This is a genomic window from Burkholderia cepacia complex sp. TUM26381 (genome assembly GCF_057439935.1).
The window spans coordinates 2,719,634-2,734,634 of sequence record NZ_CM172006.1 but is presented as its reverse complement, the minus strand read 5'-3'; the positions used below and the strand labels follow the sequence as shown (position 1 = coordinate 2,734,634).

The 15,001-nt window shown below is 66.5% G+C and carries 14 protein-coding genes and 1 pseudogene; 5 read left to right on the top strand and 10 right to left on the bottom strand.

Features of this window, described 5'->3' with window-relative positions; genetic code table 11:
* Nucleotides 1–230 precede the first annotated feature (230 nt).
* From ACWMMN_RS12855 to ACWMMN_RS12845, 3 genes are all read right to left on the bottom strand, one after another.
* Nucleotides 231–1,535 (bottom strand): MFS transporter, encoded by a 1,305-nt coding sequence (locus ACWMMN_RS12855; protein ID WP_059233480.1) that lies wholly within the window; start codon nucleotides 1,533–1,535, stop codon nucleotides 231–233.
* Nucleotides 1,536–1,681: 146 nt separating this feature from the next.
* A complete protein-coding gene (locus ACWMMN_RS12850) occupies nucleotides 1,682–2,440 on the bottom strand; it encodes an SDR family oxidoreductase (RefSeq protein WP_174992941.1) in 759 nt (252 codons plus the stop codon).
* 85 nt (nucleotides 2,441–2,525) lie between these two features.
* On the bottom strand, nucleotides 2,526–3,965 hold the full coding sequence (locus ACWMMN_RS12845; protein ID WP_059236649.1) for an aldehyde dehydrogenase family protein: 1,440 nt from the start codon (nucleotides 3,963–3,965) through the stop codon (nucleotides 2,526–2,528).
* Nucleotides 3,966–4,190: 225 nt separating this feature from the next.
* Here ACWMMN_RS12845 and ppa point away from each other — a divergent pair, with 225 nt between their 5' ends.
* Nucleotides 4,191–4,718, top strand: coding sequence for an inorganic diphosphatase (gene ppa / locus ACWMMN_RS12840; RefSeq protein ID WP_011352863.1), 528 nt, complete (start codon nucleotides 4,191–4,193; stop codon nucleotides 4,716–4,718).
* 54 nt (nucleotides 4,719–4,772) lie between these two features.
* Here the strand turns inward: ppa and ACWMMN_RS12835 are convergent, their stop codons facing one another.
* Complete coding sequence (locus ACWMMN_RS12835; protein WP_486422723.1) at nucleotides 4,773–5,591, bottom strand: GIY-YIG nuclease family protein; 819 nt, start codon at nucleotides 5,589–5,591, stop codon at nucleotides 4,773–4,775.
* Between the two features lie 77 nt (nucleotides 5,592–5,668).
* Here ACWMMN_RS12835 and ACWMMN_RS12830 point away from each other — a divergent pair.
* A pseudogene (locus ACWMMN_RS12830) lies at nucleotides 5,669–5,877 on the top strand (fibronectin type III-like domain-contianing protein); the annotation flags it as partial.
* A gap of 71 nt (nucleotides 5,878–5,948) precedes the next feature.
* Here ACWMMN_RS12830 and ACWMMN_RS12825 read toward each other — a convergent pair.
* Nucleotides 5,949–7,127 carry a GNAT family N-acetyltransferase gene (locus ACWMMN_RS12825; protein WP_486422722.1) on the bottom strand — a complete coding sequence of 393 codons (1,179 nt, stop codon included), beginning with the start codon at nucleotides 7,125–7,127 and terminating at the stop codon, nucleotides 5,949–5,951.
* Between the two features lie 108 nt (nucleotides 7,128–7,235).
* Here ACWMMN_RS12825 and ACWMMN_RS12820 point away from each other — a divergent pair, with 108 nt between their 5' ends.
* Together ACWMMN_RS12820 and ACWMMN_RS12815 are read left to right on the top strand one after the other, a co-directional pair.
* Nucleotides 7,236–8,942 (top strand): NAD+ synthase, encoded by a 1,707-nt coding sequence (locus ACWMMN_RS12820; protein ID WP_340624364.1) that lies wholly within the window; start codon nucleotides 7,236–7,238, stop codon nucleotides 8,940–8,942.
* 83 nt (nucleotides 8,943–9,025) lie between these two features.
* Nucleotides 9,026–9,364 carry a P-II family nitrogen regulator gene (locus tag ACWMMN_RS12815; protein WP_006398637.1) on the top strand — a complete coding sequence of 113 codons (339 nt, stop codon included), beginning with the start codon at nucleotides 9,026–9,028 and terminating at the stop codon, nucleotides 9,362–9,364.
* A gap of 139 nt (nucleotides 9,365–9,503) precedes the next feature.
* On the opposite strand, the gene ACWMMN_RS12810 is transcribed toward ACWMMN_RS12815, so the two are convergent.
* Both ACWMMN_RS12810 and ACWMMN_RS12805 read right to left on the bottom strand, forming a co-directional pair.
* On the bottom strand, nucleotides 9,504–10,580 hold the full coding sequence (locus tag ACWMMN_RS12810; RefSeq protein ID WP_059236652.1) for a porin: 1,077 nt from the start codon (nucleotides 10,578–10,580) through the stop codon (nucleotides 9,504–9,506).
* 562 nt (nucleotides 10,581–11,142) lie between these two features.
* Nucleotides 11,143–12,114, bottom strand: coding sequence for a LysR family transcriptional regulator (locus ACWMMN_RS12805; protein WP_226196673.1), 972 nt, complete (start codon nucleotides 12,112–12,114; stop codon nucleotides 11,143–11,145).
* Nucleotides 12,115–12,202: 88 nt separating this feature from the next.
* Between ACWMMN_RS12805 and ACWMMN_RS12800 the strand changes: the two genes are divergently transcribed.
* Entirely contained in the window at nucleotides 12,203–12,700 is a 498-nt protein-coding gene (locus ACWMMN_RS12800; protein ID WP_174992936.1) for a GNAT family N-acetyltransferase, read from the top strand.
* Nucleotides 12,701–12,762: 62 nt separating this feature from the next.
* Here ACWMMN_RS12800 and ACWMMN_RS12795 read toward each other — a convergent pair whose 3' ends face one another.
* Genes ACWMMN_RS12795 through ACWMMN_RS12785 form a run of 3 tightly spaced genes read right to left on the bottom strand, consistent with a single transcriptional unit; the run spans nucleotide 12,763 to nucleotide 14,960 of the window.
* Complete coding sequence (locus ACWMMN_RS12795; RefSeq protein ID WP_486422721.1) at nucleotides 12,763–13,542, bottom strand: ABC transporter ATP-binding protein; 780 nt, start codon at nucleotides 13,540–13,542, stop codon at nucleotides 12,763–12,765.
* 18 nt (nucleotides 13,543–13,560) lie between these two features.
* Nucleotides 13,561–14,274: an ABC transporter permease gene (locus ACWMMN_RS12790; protein WP_059233487.1), complete on the bottom strand. Its 714-nt coding sequence runs from the start codon at nucleotides 14,272–14,274 to the stop codon at nucleotides 13,561–13,563.
* The gene (locus ACWMMN_RS12785) at nucleotides 14,271–14,960 is read right to left on the bottom strand and encodes an ABC transporter permease (RefSeq protein WP_021158491.1); all 690 of its coding nucleotides are present in this window, start codon (nucleotides 14,958–14,960) and stop codon (nucleotides 14,271–14,273) included. The genes ACWMMN_RS12790 and ACWMMN_RS12785 overlap by 4 nt, the downstream gene beginning before the upstream one ends.
* Nucleotides 14,961–15,001 lie beyond the last annotated feature (41 nt).

Here is a 15,001-nt window from a genome sequence, read left to right as displayed (position 1 = left end):
ATTTCCTTAATACTCTTTATTGTTCCATATAAAAGGGGGCATAAGGGAATAAGTTGGTGAATAGGGCGCCATCATCCGGCTGACTTGGCTCGGCTGATCCGGATAGCGCCTGCCCGGAATCGAAGACGCCCCGGCAACCGGGGGATTCCGGCTGCCGGGGCGTTGTCGGGGGCCGGCAATCGATCGGCCGGCGTGCTTCGCGTGCCCTGCGTGCAGTTACGCGCCGCGCATCACTTGTCGACCAGCTGCTTCGGCACGGACAGCGCGAGCAGCCCGCCGAGCACGAGGAACGCGGCAAGCATGTACATGCCCGCATCGTTGGCGCCCGTCGCCTGCTTGAGCCAGCCCATCAGGTACGGGCTCAGGAAGCCGGCCAGGTTGCCGATCGAGTTGATCATCGCGATGCCGGCCGCGGCCGCCGTGCCGCCGAGGAACGCGGTCGGCAGGCTCCAGAACAGCGGCAGTGTCGTCAGGATGCCGATCGTCGCGAGCGTGAGGCCGAGCATCGCGAGCGAGGTCTGGTGCGCCCAGATCACCGACAGCACGAGTCCGATTGCACCGATCGCGGCCGGAATCGCGACGTGCCAGCGGCGTTCGCGGCGCTTGTCCGCGCTGCGCGCGATCAGGATCATCGCGACCACCGCGGCGGCATACGGAATCGCCGACAGCAGGCCGATCGCGACCGTGTCGGTGACGCCCGTCGCCTTGATGATGGTCGGCAGCCAGAAGCCGACGCCGTAGAGCCCCATCACGAACGAGAAGTAGATGAGCGCCATGAGCAACACGCGCGGGCTGGCCAGCACGGCGCCGAGCGGCAGGTCTTGCTTCGTCGCTTCTTCCGCGTCGACGTTGCGCGCGAGCAGCGCCTTTTCCTCGTCGGTCAGCCAGTTCGCCTTCGCGATCCGGTCGTCGAGCTTGAGGAACACGACGACGCCGACCAGCACCGACGGGATGCCTTCGAGCAGGAACAGCCATTGCCAGCCGTGCCAGCCGCTCACGCCGTCGAACGCCTTCAGGATGAAGCCCGAGATCGGGCCGCCGATCACGCCGGACAGCGCGACTGCCGTCATGAAGAACGTCGTCATCCGGCCGCGCCGGTGCGCGGGATACCAGTAGGTGAGGTAGAGGATCACGCCGGGGAAGAAGCCCGCTTCGGCGACGCCGAGCAGGAAGCGCATCACGTAGAACATCGCGGGCGTCGTGACGAACATCGTCAGGATCGAGATCACGCCCCAGGTCGCCATGATGCGTGCGATCCACACGCGCGCGCCGACCTTGTGCAGGATGATGTTGCTCGGCACTTCGAACAGGAAATAGCCGAAGAAGAAGATCCCGGCGCCAAGCCCGTACACGGTATCGCTCAGGTTCAGGTCGCTCGCCATCTGCAGCTTCGCGAACCCGACGTTCACGCGGTCGAGATACGCGACCACGTAGCACAGCAGCAGGAGCGGCACGAGCCGCCACGACACCTTGCGATAGGTTGCTTCCTCGAATGCGCCGGACGAGCCCGGCAGCGACTGCGTCGATGTTGCCATGTTGTCTCCTGTCGATCTGAGTGAGCGCTTCAGCGGTTACCTGGATCCCATGCACCGCTGTCCTTATAGTTGGCCGGAACAGGCGCCGCGGCGCCGATTCCGGATTCGTGCGATGCAATGCGTGGCGATCGTGCTGCCCGGTGCGGCTAGATGCAGCGCCCGCCGTCGACTTCGAGGCAGACGCCGGTGATGAATTCGGCTTCGTCGGAGGCGAGGTAAAGCGCCGCGTTCGCGATGTCCTGCGGCGTCGAGAAGCGGCCGAGCGGGATCGTCGCGAGGAAGCGGCGGCGATTCTCGGGCGTGTCCTCGCAGCCCATGAACTCGGTCATCAGCGCCGTCTCGCCGAGCACGGGGTTGATGCAGTTCACGCGGATGCGATCGGCGCCGAGCTCGGCCGCGAGCGACTTGCTCGCGGTGATCATCGCGCCCTTCGTGCTGTTGTACCAGACGAGGCCCGGGCGCGGCCGCACGCCGGCCGTCGACGCGACGTTCACGAACACGCCGCCGCCCTGCTCGCGGAAGTACGGCACGAAGGTCTGCACGCACCAGAACAGGCTTTTCATGTTGACCGCGTACACGCGGTCGAACTCGGCTTCCGTGACGTCGAGCACGGGCTTGTTGCGGTGCGTGGTGCCCGCGTTGTTCACGACGATCTGCACCGAGTGGAAATCGTCGAGCGCGGCCTGCAGCAGCGCTTGCCAGTCTTCCTGCTTCGACACGTCGCCGGCCACGGCGATCGCCTTGCCGCCCGCGAGCGCGATCTCGCTCGCGACACGCTCGGCCGCCGCGCCGTTCAGGTCGTTGACGACGACGTTCGCGCCTTCGCGCGCATACGTCTTCGCGATGCCTTCGCCGAAACCCGAGCCGCCGCCCGTGACGATGGCCGTCTTGCCGCTCAACCGCATGGTGTGTCTCCTGTGCTGGTGATGAGAGTCGCCGTGTAGCGATCGGCGGCCGGGCGCTGCCGGCCGCATGTCGCGCGCCGCGGGTTCAGCCGTGCCGGATCGCGATCGTCTTCAGCGTGGTGAAGCCGTACAGCGCCTCGAAGCCTTTCTCGCGGCCGTGGCCCGAGTGGCCGACGCCGCCGAACGGCAGCTCGACGCCGCCGCCCGCGCCGTAGTTGTTGATGAACACCTGGCCCGCACGCAGGCGCCGTGCGAGCCGCATCTGGCGCGCACCGTCACGCGTCCAGATGCCCGCGACGAGGCCGTACGGCGTGCCGTTCGCGAGCGCGACGGCTTCGTCTTCGTCGACGAAACGCATCGCGGCGAGCACGGGGCCGAACACTTCTTCCTGCGCGAGGCGGTGCGACGGCGGTACGTCGCGCAACAGCGCGGGCGCCTGGTAGAAGCCGCTTTCGGGCGCGTCGGCGACGACCTGCCCGTGCGCGGCCATCGGAATGCCGTCGTGCTGCGCGTCGGACAGGAAATCCCATACGCGCTGCTGCTGCTTCGCGTTGATCAGCGGGCCGCAGTCGAGATCGGCGCGGCTCGGGCCGACACGCAGCCCGTTGAACGCGGTGGCGAGGCGCTCGACGAGCGGCTCGTACACCGCGCGCTCGATCAGCACGCGGCTGCCGGCCGAGCAGGTCTGCCCGCCGTTCTGCACGATCGCCGATACGAGCACGGGCAGCGCCGCGTCGAGATCGGCATCGGCGAACACGATCTGCGGCGACTTGCCGCCGAGTTCGAGCGTGACGGGCACGTGGTTTTCCGCCGCCATCTGCGTGACCAGCTTGCCGGTGGCCGGCGAGCCCGTAAACGAGATGTGGTCGATGCCCGGATGGCGCGCGAGCGCGGCGCCGGCTTCATGGCCGTAGCCGGTGACGATGTTGAGCGCGCCGGCCGGCAACCCGACCTCGGCGGCGAGCTCGGCGACGCGCAGCACGGACAGGCATGCATCCTCGGCCGGCTTGACGACGCAGGCGTTGCCGGCCGCGAGCGCCGCGCCGACGCTGCGCCCGAAGATCTGCATCGGATAGTTCCACGGCACGATGTGGCCCGTGACGCCGTGCGGCTCGCGCACCGTCAGCACCGTGTAGCCGGCCTGGTAGGGGAGGGTTTCGCCGTGCAGCTTGTCGGCGGCGCCCGCGTAGAACTCGAAGTAGCGCGCGAGCGCGGCCGCGTCGGCGCGCGCCTGCTTCAGCGGCTTGCCGGTGTCGCGCGCCTCGATCGCGGCGAGTTCCTCGATCGAATCGGCCACGCGCGCCGACAGCCGCATCAGCACACGGCCGCGTTCGGCGGCACTCGCGGCGCCCCATGGGCCCGCGAAGGCGTCGCGGGCCGCGGCGACCGCGCGCTCGATGTCGGGCGCGGTGCCGCGCGCGATCGTCGCGAACGGCTGGCCGTCGGAAGGATCGACGACTGCGATGGTTTCCAGTTGCGCGGGCAACGTCCATTCGCCCGCGATGAAGTGCTTCGCCTCTTCCATGCCTGCTCCCGTGTACCAGGGTGGGCGCTTCAGCGCCGACGCCGATTCGATGCAACGCGGCCGGTGGTTCGACGACCGACCATCCGGAACGATTATCGCGCCGATCGTCATCCGGACGCCACCGGTCGATTGGCTATAATGGCGCATTCCCTTGGGGGACGCCCGCGGCGGTGCATCGGCCGCGGCGCCCTGTCCCGAATTCCCATCGACCTACAGAGAGTGCTCATGAGCTTCAATCATGTTCCGGCCGGCAAGGACCTGCCGCAAGATTTCAACGTGATCATCGAGATTCCCGCGCAAAGCGATCCGGTGAAGTACGAGGCGGACAAGGAACTGGGCCTTCTCGTCGTCGACCGCTTCATCGGCACGGGCATGCGCTATCCGGTGAACTACGGCTACATCCCGCAGACGCTGTCGGGCGACGGCGATCCGGTCGACGTGCTGGTGATCACGCCGTTCCCGCTGCTGGCCGGCTCGATCGTGCGCTCGCGCGTGCTCGGCATGCTGCAGATGACCGACGAGTCGGGCGTCGACGCGAAGCTGGTTGCCGTGCCGCACGACAAGGTCTGCCCGATGACGGCGAACCTGAAGTCGATCGACGACGTGCCCGAGTACCTGAAGGACCAGATCAAGCACTTCTTCGAGCAATACAAGGCGCTCGAGAAGGGCAAGTGGGTGAAGGTCGAAGGCTGGGCCGGCATCGAAGCCGCGCACAAGGAAATCACCGACGGCGCCGCGAACTACAAGAAGTAAGCGGCGTACCGGCCGACGGCCGGTTCGTACGGAGCGCAAACCGCGCGTGTCTCCTCAGGAGGCCGCGCGGTTTTGTTTTGTGCGCGCGGGTTTCTTGCGTGCGGGTGTGGAAGGCGGCGGGGACGGGGCGGCCAGTGCACCCTTCGTGCGTTTTGCGCGGCGCGGGGCAACGGAGGGTGCGTTCTCTTTCACGGCTTTCGTGGCCGACGCACGACGACGAGCCGGTGCCGGAGCGGCATCTTCCCGTGCGTTCGCGACGGGTTTGCCGGCGGCGGCCGGCGCCTGCATTTTCGATGACGCGGATTCGGACGTCCTGGTCTTCTTTACTGGCGATCTACGCGACGCAGTTTTTTTTACGACTGCATCGCCGCCGGTTTTCTCACGCTTCGTGTCCGGCACGGCCTTCGTAGTCTTCGAGGCTTGCTTGCCTTTCGCCGGCTTCGCGGACTTGGCTACTTTCCCGGTCTTCACGTTTTTCCCGGCAACCGGAGCCGTTGCAACCGCCTGCGGCGTGTCGTCGGCGGTTTCCGTCTGCACCTTCTTGCGCCTGCGCGTACCGGCCTTCAACCCGGCCGGGTCTTCGCTTTCATCGAGCGGCACCACGACGGGCAACACCGATTCGAGCGTCCGCAAACCGGCCGCCAGTTCCCGCTTTTGCACGGGCGTGAGCCGCTTCACCCAGTATTCCGCACGCGACGCGCTCGACCGGTCGGGCAGCGGAAACGACGCGAGCACCGCGCGCGGCTTGCGCGAGCGCGTGTAGCGCGCGCCCTTGCCGGACGCGTGTTCGTCGAAGCGTGCGGCAACGTCGGTCGTGATGCCCGTGTAGACGCTGTCGTCGGCGCATTCGATCAGATACAGAAACCAGGACATGGCAGGGCGGCGGGATGCGAAGCCGCCAGTGTCTCAGAAAAAGCGCGCGTCAACGCCACCGGTCGCCGTGCCCGTCGCCGAAGCGGCTCGTCGGCTGGGCCAGGGTCGCGCTGCAGCCGGGCGAGGCCCGCACGGTCAGCGTCGCGGTGCCGGCGCAGCACTTCGCGGTCTGGATGCGAATGCGCACGCATGGCGGATCGGCGCGGGCAGCGCCGTGCTGTCGGCGGCCGCGTCGTCGCGCGATCCGCAGGCGCTGTCGCATACGGTGACGCTCGCCGCGCACTGAACCGGACGCAGCCGTGCGGCATGTGGCGAGGCCCGTCGTGGCCTTGCCGCATGCCGGTGTGCTGGCTGACGCTACTCGGCGCCGCGCCGGAACGGATCGTGTTCGCGCAGTTCGTCGACGTACGCGTGGATATGCTCGGTCTCGCGTTCGAGAAAGCGCGCGACCGCATCGGAAAACGCCGGGTGGGCGAGCCAGTGCGCGGAGTGCGTGACGGTCGGCAGGAAGCCGCGTGCGAGCTTGTGTTCGCCCTGCGCGCCGCCTTCGAACGTATCGAGCCCGGCCTCGATGCAGAACTCGAGCAACTGGTAGTAGGCCGTTTCGAAATGCAGGCAGGGCACGTGCTCGATCGCCCCCCAGTAGCGGCCGTACAGCGTGCCGCCGCCGTGCTCGCCGCGACGGTACACGGCGAGCGCGCTCGCGATCGGCTGGCCGTCGGCTTCCGCGATCACGAGCAGCAGGTTCTCCGGCATCGTCGCGCCGATCGTGCGGAAGAAATCGAGGTTCAGGTACGGGCTCGAGAAGTGCTCGCGGTAGGTCTGCCGGTAGCAGCGCGAGAAGAAGCGCCAGTCGGTGTCGGTGATCTGATCGCCGGTCAGCCGCCGGAATGTCACACCTGCGTCCTGCACCTTGCGCCGCTCCGCGCGAATGTTCTTGCGCTTCTTCTGCTCGAGCGTGCCGAGGAAATCGTCGAAGTGGCGGTAGCCGTCGTTGAGCCAGTGGAACTGCACGCCTTCGCGCAGCATCATTCCCATCGATTCGAGCAACCGTGCTTCGTCGCCGGTCGGGAACAGCACGTGCAGCGACGACACGTCGCTCTGCTCGGCGAATGCGAGCAGCGTGGCCGCGAGCCGGCGGCGCGCGTCGTCGTCGGCCGCGAGCAGGCGCGTGCCCTGTACGGGCGTGAACGGCACCGCGCACAGCAGCTTCGGGTAGTAGGGCAGGTTGTTGCGCTGGTAGGCGTCGGCCCACGCCCAGTCGAACACGTATTCGCCGTACGAATGCTGTTTCGCGTAGACGGGTGCGGCAGCCGCGAGGCGGCCGGTGCGCTCGTCGGTCAGCGTGACGAAATGCGGCGACCAGCCGGTGTCGTCGACCGCGCAGCGCGCGACGTGCAGCGCGTCGAGGAATTCGTGGCGCAGGAACGGCGTCGGCTGCGCGTCGCGCGCGAGCAGCGCGTTCCATTCGTCGGCCGGCACCTCGGCGGGGGACGACAGGATGCCCGTGCGATAATCGATGCGTTCGTGTTTCAAGCGTGAATCCGTACCGTTGGATGTTGCCGGATGCGTGCCGCTGCGGCCGCGCCCGGGTCGATTTCGTCAGCCGTTCAGGGCGCGCCGCCGGGTTGCGCCGATCCCGCCATGAAGACCCGACTCGCTCTCGCCCAGATCAACGTCACCGTCGGCGATTTCGCCGGCAACGTCGCGCGGATCGTCGCGGCCGCGCGCGCCGCGCACAACGATGGTGCGCAGCTGATGGTCGCGCCCGAACTCGCGCTGTCCGGCTATCCGCCGGAAGACCTGCTGCTGCGGCCCGCGTTCTACGCGGCGGCGGCCGCCGCGCTCGACGCCTTGGCCGATGCGCTGAAGGCATTCGACGGGCTCGCGGTGCTGGTCGGCCATCCGTTGCGCGGTGCGGGCGACGATGCGCGCGCGCCAGCCGTCGATGGTAATGCAAACCGCCCGATCGAGCGCGGCGTGCCGCCTGCCGATACCTTCAATGCCGTGTCGCTGATCGTCGGCGGCGAGATCGTCGGCACCTACCGCAAGCAGGATCTGCCGAACGCCGAGGTGTTCGACGAGAAGCGCTACTTCGCGACGGACGCCGAGCCGCTGGTGTTCGAGCTGAACGGCGTGAAATACGGCGTGATCATCTGCGAGGACGCGTGGCATGCGTCGGCCGCGCAGATCGCGAAGGCGGCCGGCGCGCAGGTGCTGCTGATCCCGAACGGCTCGCCGTACCACATGAACAAGGGGGCGGTGCGCGTCGACATCCTGCGCGCGCGGATTCGCGAGACCGGGCTGCCGATGGTGTACGTGAACCTCGTCGGCGGCCAGGACGAGCTCGTGTTCGACGGCGGCTCGTTCGTGCTCGACGCGCAGGGCGCGCTCGTCGCGAAGATGCCGCAGTTCGACGAAGGCCATGCGATCGTCGAATTCGACGGCGCGCGGCCGCTGCCCGGCGCGATCGCCCCCGAGCTGTCGACGGATGCGCAGGTGTACCGTGCGCTCGTGACCGGCGTGCGCGACTACATCGGCAAGAACGGTTTCCCCGGCGCGCTGATCGGGTTGTCGGGCGGCGTCGATTCGGCGCTGGTGCTGGCGGTCGCGTGCGACGCGCTCGGGCCCGAGCGCGTGCGCGCGGTGATGATGCCGTCGCGCTTCACGGCCGACATTTCGACCACCGACGCGGCGGAGATGGCGCGGCGCGTCGGCGTGCGCTACGACGAGATCGCGATCGCGCCGATGTTCGACGCATTTCGTGCGGCGCTTGCCGGCGAGTTCGCGGGCCGCGCGGAAGACGCGACGGAGGAGAACATCCAGGCGCGCATCCGCGGCACGCTGCTGATGGCGCTGTCGAACAAGTTCGGCTCGATCGTGCTGACGACCGGCAACAAGAGCGAGATGGCGGTCGGCTACTGCACGTTGTACGGCGACATGGCCGGCGGTTTCGCGGTGATCAAGGACATCGCGAAGACGCTCGTGTACCGGCTCTGCCGCTATCGCAACGAAACCGCCGACTACCCGCTGCGCGACGTGATCCCCGAGCGGATCCTGACGCGCGCGCCGTCGGCCGAGCTGCGCGAGAACCAGACCGACCAGGACAGCCTGCCGCCGTACGACGTGCTCGACGCGATCATGCGGATGTACATGGAAGAAGACCGGCCGCTCGCCGAGATCGTCGCGGCCGGCTATGCGCAGGCCGACGTCGAACGCGTGACGCGGCTCATCAAGATCAACGAATACAAGCGCCGCCAGGCGCCGATCGGGATCCGCGTCACGCATCGCGCATTCGGGCGCGACTGGCGCTACCCGGTCACGTCGCGGTTTACCGAACGTCTCGATTGAGCCGTGCTGGGCCGGATGCGGCTCGCAGGCTTACAATCGGGATCGCGATTTTTCATCCAAACGAGCATTGGGGGACAACCACCATGAAACGCATCACCGCCATCATCAAGCCGTTCAAGCTGGACGAAGTCCGCGAAGCGCTCGCCGAAGTGGGTCTCACGGGCCTGACCGTGACGGAAGTGAAGGGCTTCGGCCGCCAGAAGGGCCATACCGAGTTGTATCGCGGTGCCGAATACGTCGTCGACTTTCTGCCGAAGATGAAGATCGAGGTGGTCGTCGCGGAAGCGCAGGTCGACCAGGTGATCGACGCGGTGATCGGCGCGGCACGCACCGGCAAGATCGGCGACGGCAAGATCTTCGTGTCGGACGTCGAGCGCGTGATCCGCATCCGCACCGGCGAAGAGAACGAAGCGGCCGTCTGAGCGCCGACTTCGTCGATGGGCCGCGCAAAGTCGGCCCGCCAATAAAAAACGGTGCGATACCCGGTTGGGTACCGCACCGATACGCGCCTCTCGCAGCAGCGTGGAAAGTGTTGTCGAATCGTTCTTTGACGGCGCCTGATCAGAACAGGTGCTGGATGCCGGCGTAGACGCCGGTCTGGCTGCCGCCCGGATTCGGGTTGCCCGTCGACACGGCCGTACCGGCGCCGTTCGCGTTCAGGCCGAAGTTGGCGTTCTTGCTGTTGCGCACCGTCGCGACCTGCAGGTCGAACAGCGTGCGCTTCGAGATGTTGTACGAGCCGCCGACCGTGTAGATGTTCGCGTTGCCGCCGCCGTGGTTCGCGTTCACGTGATACACGGCTGCGATCAGCGCCGCTGCCGGCGTGGCCTGCCACGTCACGCCGCCCCAGACCTGCTGGGTGCCCGTCACGCCTGCGTTCACTGCCGGGCCGCCGCTGCCGTCCGCGCGCGATGCCTGGTAAGCCGCCTGAACCTTGAACTGGCCGAGGAACACGTTCACGCCCGCGAAGTATTCACGCGAGTAGTTGAACACGTCCGAGAAGCGGCCGTTGCTGTCGCGCGTTTCGTCGTAGATGCCGCGCAACTGGAACAGCGAGTTCGTGTAGGTGACCTGTGCGCCGGCTGCACGGCCCGGTTGGCCGGCCGTCGTGTTGCCGTTGAAGCTGGTCGAGTTCGAGAACGAGAACTGGCCGTAGAAGTCGAGGCCGTAGAACTGCGGCGACTGGTACGACACGTTGTTGCTGGTCTTGTTCCAGTTGCGGCCGCGCACGAGCGATGCGGTCGACCAGGCCGACTGGCCGAACGGATCGAAGTCCCACACGCCGTTGGCGATCGCGAGCTCGCGACCCAACAGCAGCGTACCGTAGCGGTCGTTCGAGATACCGACCGTCGCATAACGATCCCAGATCGAGCCGCTGAAGCCGCCGGTCATCGTGTTGAACGCGCCTTCGAGGTGGAACAGGACCTTGTTGCCGCCACCGATGTCTTCGCTACCCTTCAAGCCCCACAGGCTCGTGCCCCAGTCGCCGCTTTCCGCGCGCACTTGGTGGCCGTTTTGCAGGCCGTTCATGTACTCGATGCCTGCATCCAGGCGGCCATACAGCGTGACGCTGCTCTGCGCGTGCGCCGTCACCACCCCAGCAGCCATCAGCGCGGCCGCGACCAAAGCTTTCTTCATCGTCTCCTCCATACCCTGTCAAAAAGTCAACCCAGAACTGCACGAGATGCCCGGAGCGACAAGCGCCGGGCAAAAGCGGGATAACCAGGGAGACCTCGCGCAGGGCCGGTAAGCGCAGCACGCGGGCAAGCGGACGGAAAAACCGTTGAGCAGTCCCGCGCAGCCGGGTCGGCCTGCGGGGTCTCCTTGTAGTGTCGTGAAGCTAAACTACATTTCACGAACTTCGTTTTGCTACTTTGGTTACTAATTTAGCAAAAATACAATTTTGTGGCGATGGAAATCGTTGTTTGACTAACCGCTGTCGCCAAATTGCCATGCAACACGGTGCGCAACAGGTGCACCGAGGGTTAGCAATTAACGGAAAACCCTTGTCTGGCAAGGGAGACACGAATTCCGCGAACATGGGTCAAGGATTGCCACTATTGACGTTGCGGAAGTGCGGGCGTAGGCGCGAAAGTCGCGAAATGGGTAAGTATTTCGTAATGAATCGGGCGGTTTCGGCCACCGCCGGCAGTGCCTGAAACGCCCGTTGCACAAGGCGCGCGGCCCCGATGCGCTGCGTTCAGCCGGGGCCCGGCCGTGCGTCGTGCAGCTGCGCGCGAATCCAGCGATGCGCATCGGTGCGCGCATGCTTCGCGTGCGAGTAGACCTTCACCGTGTAGCGCGGGATTTCGAATGGCGCAGCGAAGATGCGGATCGGCGCCGCGTGCTGCAGCGCCTGCGCCGCGCGGTTCGGCACGGTCATCAGCAGTTCGGATTCCGCGATCACGAACGGCGCGGCCAGCACGGTCGGCAACTGCACGGCCACGTGCCGCGCGAGGCCGAGCCGGTCGAGCACGTAGTCGACGACGCCGCGCGATTCGTTCCACGGCGTGACGACCACGTGACGGGCGGCCAGGTACTGATCGAGCGTCAGCCGCCGGCGGATCGACGGGTGCGAGGCGCTCGCGATCACGACGTAGTCGTCGGAGAACCAGTCGAAATCCTCGATGCCCGACGCATCGGCCGCCGATTCCTCGTGATAGCCGAGCGCGAAGTCGATGCGGCCGGCCGCGAGCGCGTCGACGGATATCTTCCGGTCGGAATGCACGACGCGGATCCGCAAGTGCGGTGCGACATGCTGGATCCGCGCGAGGAACGCCGGCAGCACCGCGAACGCCGTGTAGTCGGTCGCGGCGAACACGAACGTGCGGTCGCTTTGTGCGGGATCGAAGCGGCCCGCGCGGGCGAGCCCCTTCGACATTGCGTCGAGCGCATCGCCGGCCCATGTGGCGATGTCGTCGGCGCGTACGGTCGGCTGCATCTCGTTGCCGAGGCGCACGAACAGCGCATCGCCGATCGCGTCGCGCAGCCGCGCGAGCGCATGGCTCAACGCGGACGGGCTCAATGCGAGCTCGTGCGCGGCCGCCGCGACCGAGCGGTGGCGGTACAGCGCGTCGAACACGAGCAGCAGGTTCAGGTCGAGGCGGCGCAGATCGGGATGCATCATGTTCATGTCTGGATGAAGAAACTGCACTTCCTGCAGTTGTGGCATGAACGTAGCATGATGGTTTGATCGGCGCCAGCGCGGTTGCGCGTTGCCGCCTTCCGTTTCACATCCGGGCCGGAGGAGGGCTCAACCCGTGCAAATCGATATCCGTTCCGCGACCGTCGCCGACGTACCGCTGATCCTGCGTTTCATTACCGAGCTGGCCGTCTACGAGAAGGCGGAGCACGAAGTGATCGCCACGCCTGCGTCGCTCGAGCGCAGCCTGTTCGGCGAAGGCTCGCCGGCGCGCGCGCTGATGTGCGAGGTCGATGGCGAGCCGGCCGGCTTCGCCGTGTATTTCTTCTCGTATTCGACGTGGCTTGCGCGGCAGGGGCTGTATCTCGAGGATCTGTACGTGTCGCCGCGCTTTCGCGGCGCGGGTGCCGGGCTGCGGCTGCTGAAGGCGCTTGCGCGGATCGCGGTCGAATCCGGCTGCGGGCGTTTCGAATGGAGCGTGCTCGACTGGAACGAGCCGGCGATCCGCTTCTACGAGAGCGTCGGCGCGGCGCCGCAGAGCGAATGGGTGCGTTACCGGCTGGCGGGCGACGAACTGCGCGCGTTCGCCGACAGCGCGCCGGTGAGCGCCGCGTAAACGCAAAACGGGCGCCGCGGGGCGCCCGTTCGAACGTCGTGCGTTCGTGTGTTTCGTGCGTGTTACTTGAGGCTGCTCGACAGGAACCCGCGCAGGCGTTCGCTCTTCGGATTCGCAAACACCTCGGACGGCACGCCTTCTTCCTCGACGCGGCCCTGATGCAGGAACATCACGTGGTTCGACACGTTGCGCGCAAAGCCCATCTCGTGCGTGACGACGATCATCGTGCGGCCTTCCTCGGCCAGCTTCTGCATCACCTTCAGCACTTCGCCCACCAGTTCGGGGTCGAGCGCCGACGTCGGCTCGTCGAACAGCATCACGTCCGGATGCATCGCGAGCGCGCGCGCGATCGCGACGCGCTGCTGCTGACCGCCGGACAGATGCGACGGATACTGCTTCTCGACGCGCGGCGCGAGCCCGACCTTCTCGAGATATTCGCGCGCGCGCGCCTCGGCTTCCTTCTTCGGGATGCCGAGCACGTTTACGGGCGCTTCCATCACGTTCTCGAGCACGTTCATGTGCGACCAGAGGTTGAAGTGCTGGAACACCATCGACAGCTTGGTGCGCACGCGCTGCAGCTGCTTCGAATCGGCGGCGCGCAGGGCGCCCGTCTTGTCGGGCGTCGTGCGTACTTCCTCGCCGTCGACGACGATGCGGCCTGCATTCGGCTGCTCGAGGAAGTTGATACAGCGCAGCATCGTGCTCTTGCCGGAACCGGACGAGCCGATCACGCTGATCACGTCGCCCGAGTTCGCCTTCAGCGACACGCCCTTGAGTACCTCGTTGTCGCCGTACCGCTTGTGCAGATCGTCGACGAAAAGCTTCTGAGTCTGGGAATTCATCAATAGTCCTGCGAAAACTTACTTGCCTTGCGGGCGCAGATACGCGAGCCAGCGACGCTCGGCCTGGCGGAACAGCCACACGAGCGTGAACGAGATCACGAGGTAGAGCAGGGCGGCGATGCCGAACGCATGGAACGACATGTAGGTCGCCGAGTTGACGTCGCGCGCGATCTTCAGGATGTCCGGCACGGTCGCCGTGAACGCGACGGTGGTCGCATGCAGCATCAGGATCACTTCGTTGCTGTACAGCGGCAGCGCGCGGCGCAGCGCCGACGGCAGGATCACGCGGCGATACATCGTGAACGTGGACATCCCGTACGCGCGCGCCGCTTCGATCTCGCCGTACGACGTCGCCTTGATGGCGCCGGCGAAAATCTCGGTGGTGTACGCGCAGGTGTTCAGCGTGAACGCGAGCAGCGTGCAGTGCATCCCGTCGCGGAAGAACGCGTCGAGCATCGGCGTGCCGCGCACGGCCTGCAGGCTGTAGAGGCCCGTGTAGCAGAGCAGCAGCTGCACGTAGAGCGGCGTGCCGCGGAACACGTACGTGTACAGCCACACGGCGCTCGACAGCCACTTCTTCTTCGACACGCGCGCCACGGCGAGCGGTATCGACAGGCAGAAGCCGAGGCCGATCGACACGACGAGCAGCCACAGCGTGATCGCGACACCGGTGATGCGATAGCCGTCGGTGTAGAGATAGTTGCGCCAGTATTCTTGGATGAGTTCGATCATAGGTCAGCCTTGCGGACACCGGTCGAGTAGCGCTTTTCGAGCCACATCAGCACGAAGTTCGAGATCGTCGTGATGGCGAGGTAGACCGCACCGGCGATCAGCGTGAAGAAGAAGAACCGCAGCGTGCCCTTGCCGGCGTCCTGCGAGGCCTTCACGACGTCGGCCAGGCCGATGATCGACACCAGCGCGGTCGACTTCACGAGCACCTGCCAGTTGTTGCCGATGCCCGGCAGCGCGAAGCGCATCATCTGCGGGAACATGATCCGCGTGAACACCTGCCAGTTCGTCATCCCGTAGGCGCTGCCGGCCTCGAGCTGGCCGCGCGGGACCGACAGGAACGCGCCGCGGAACGTCTCGGTGAAGTACGCGCCGTAGATGAAGCCGAGCACGAGCACGCCGGCGAGGAACGGGTCGATGTCGATCTGGTCCCAGCCGAGCGCGTCGGTCGCCATGTTCAGCCAGATCTGCAGGCTGTAGAACAGCAGCAGCATCAGCACGAGGTCGGGTACGCCGCGGATCAGCGTCGTGTAGACGGTGCCGACGCCGTTCGTGAAGCGGTTGCGCGACAGCTTCGCGCCGGCGCCGAGCAGCCCCAGCAGGAACGACAGCGCAAGCGAAAGCACCGCCAGTTTGACGGTTTGCCAGGTGCCAGCGAGGATCAGCGGGCCGTAACCTTGTAGAAACATATGTGGTCCTTGACGGCGCACGCAGTGCGCCGCGAAAGACG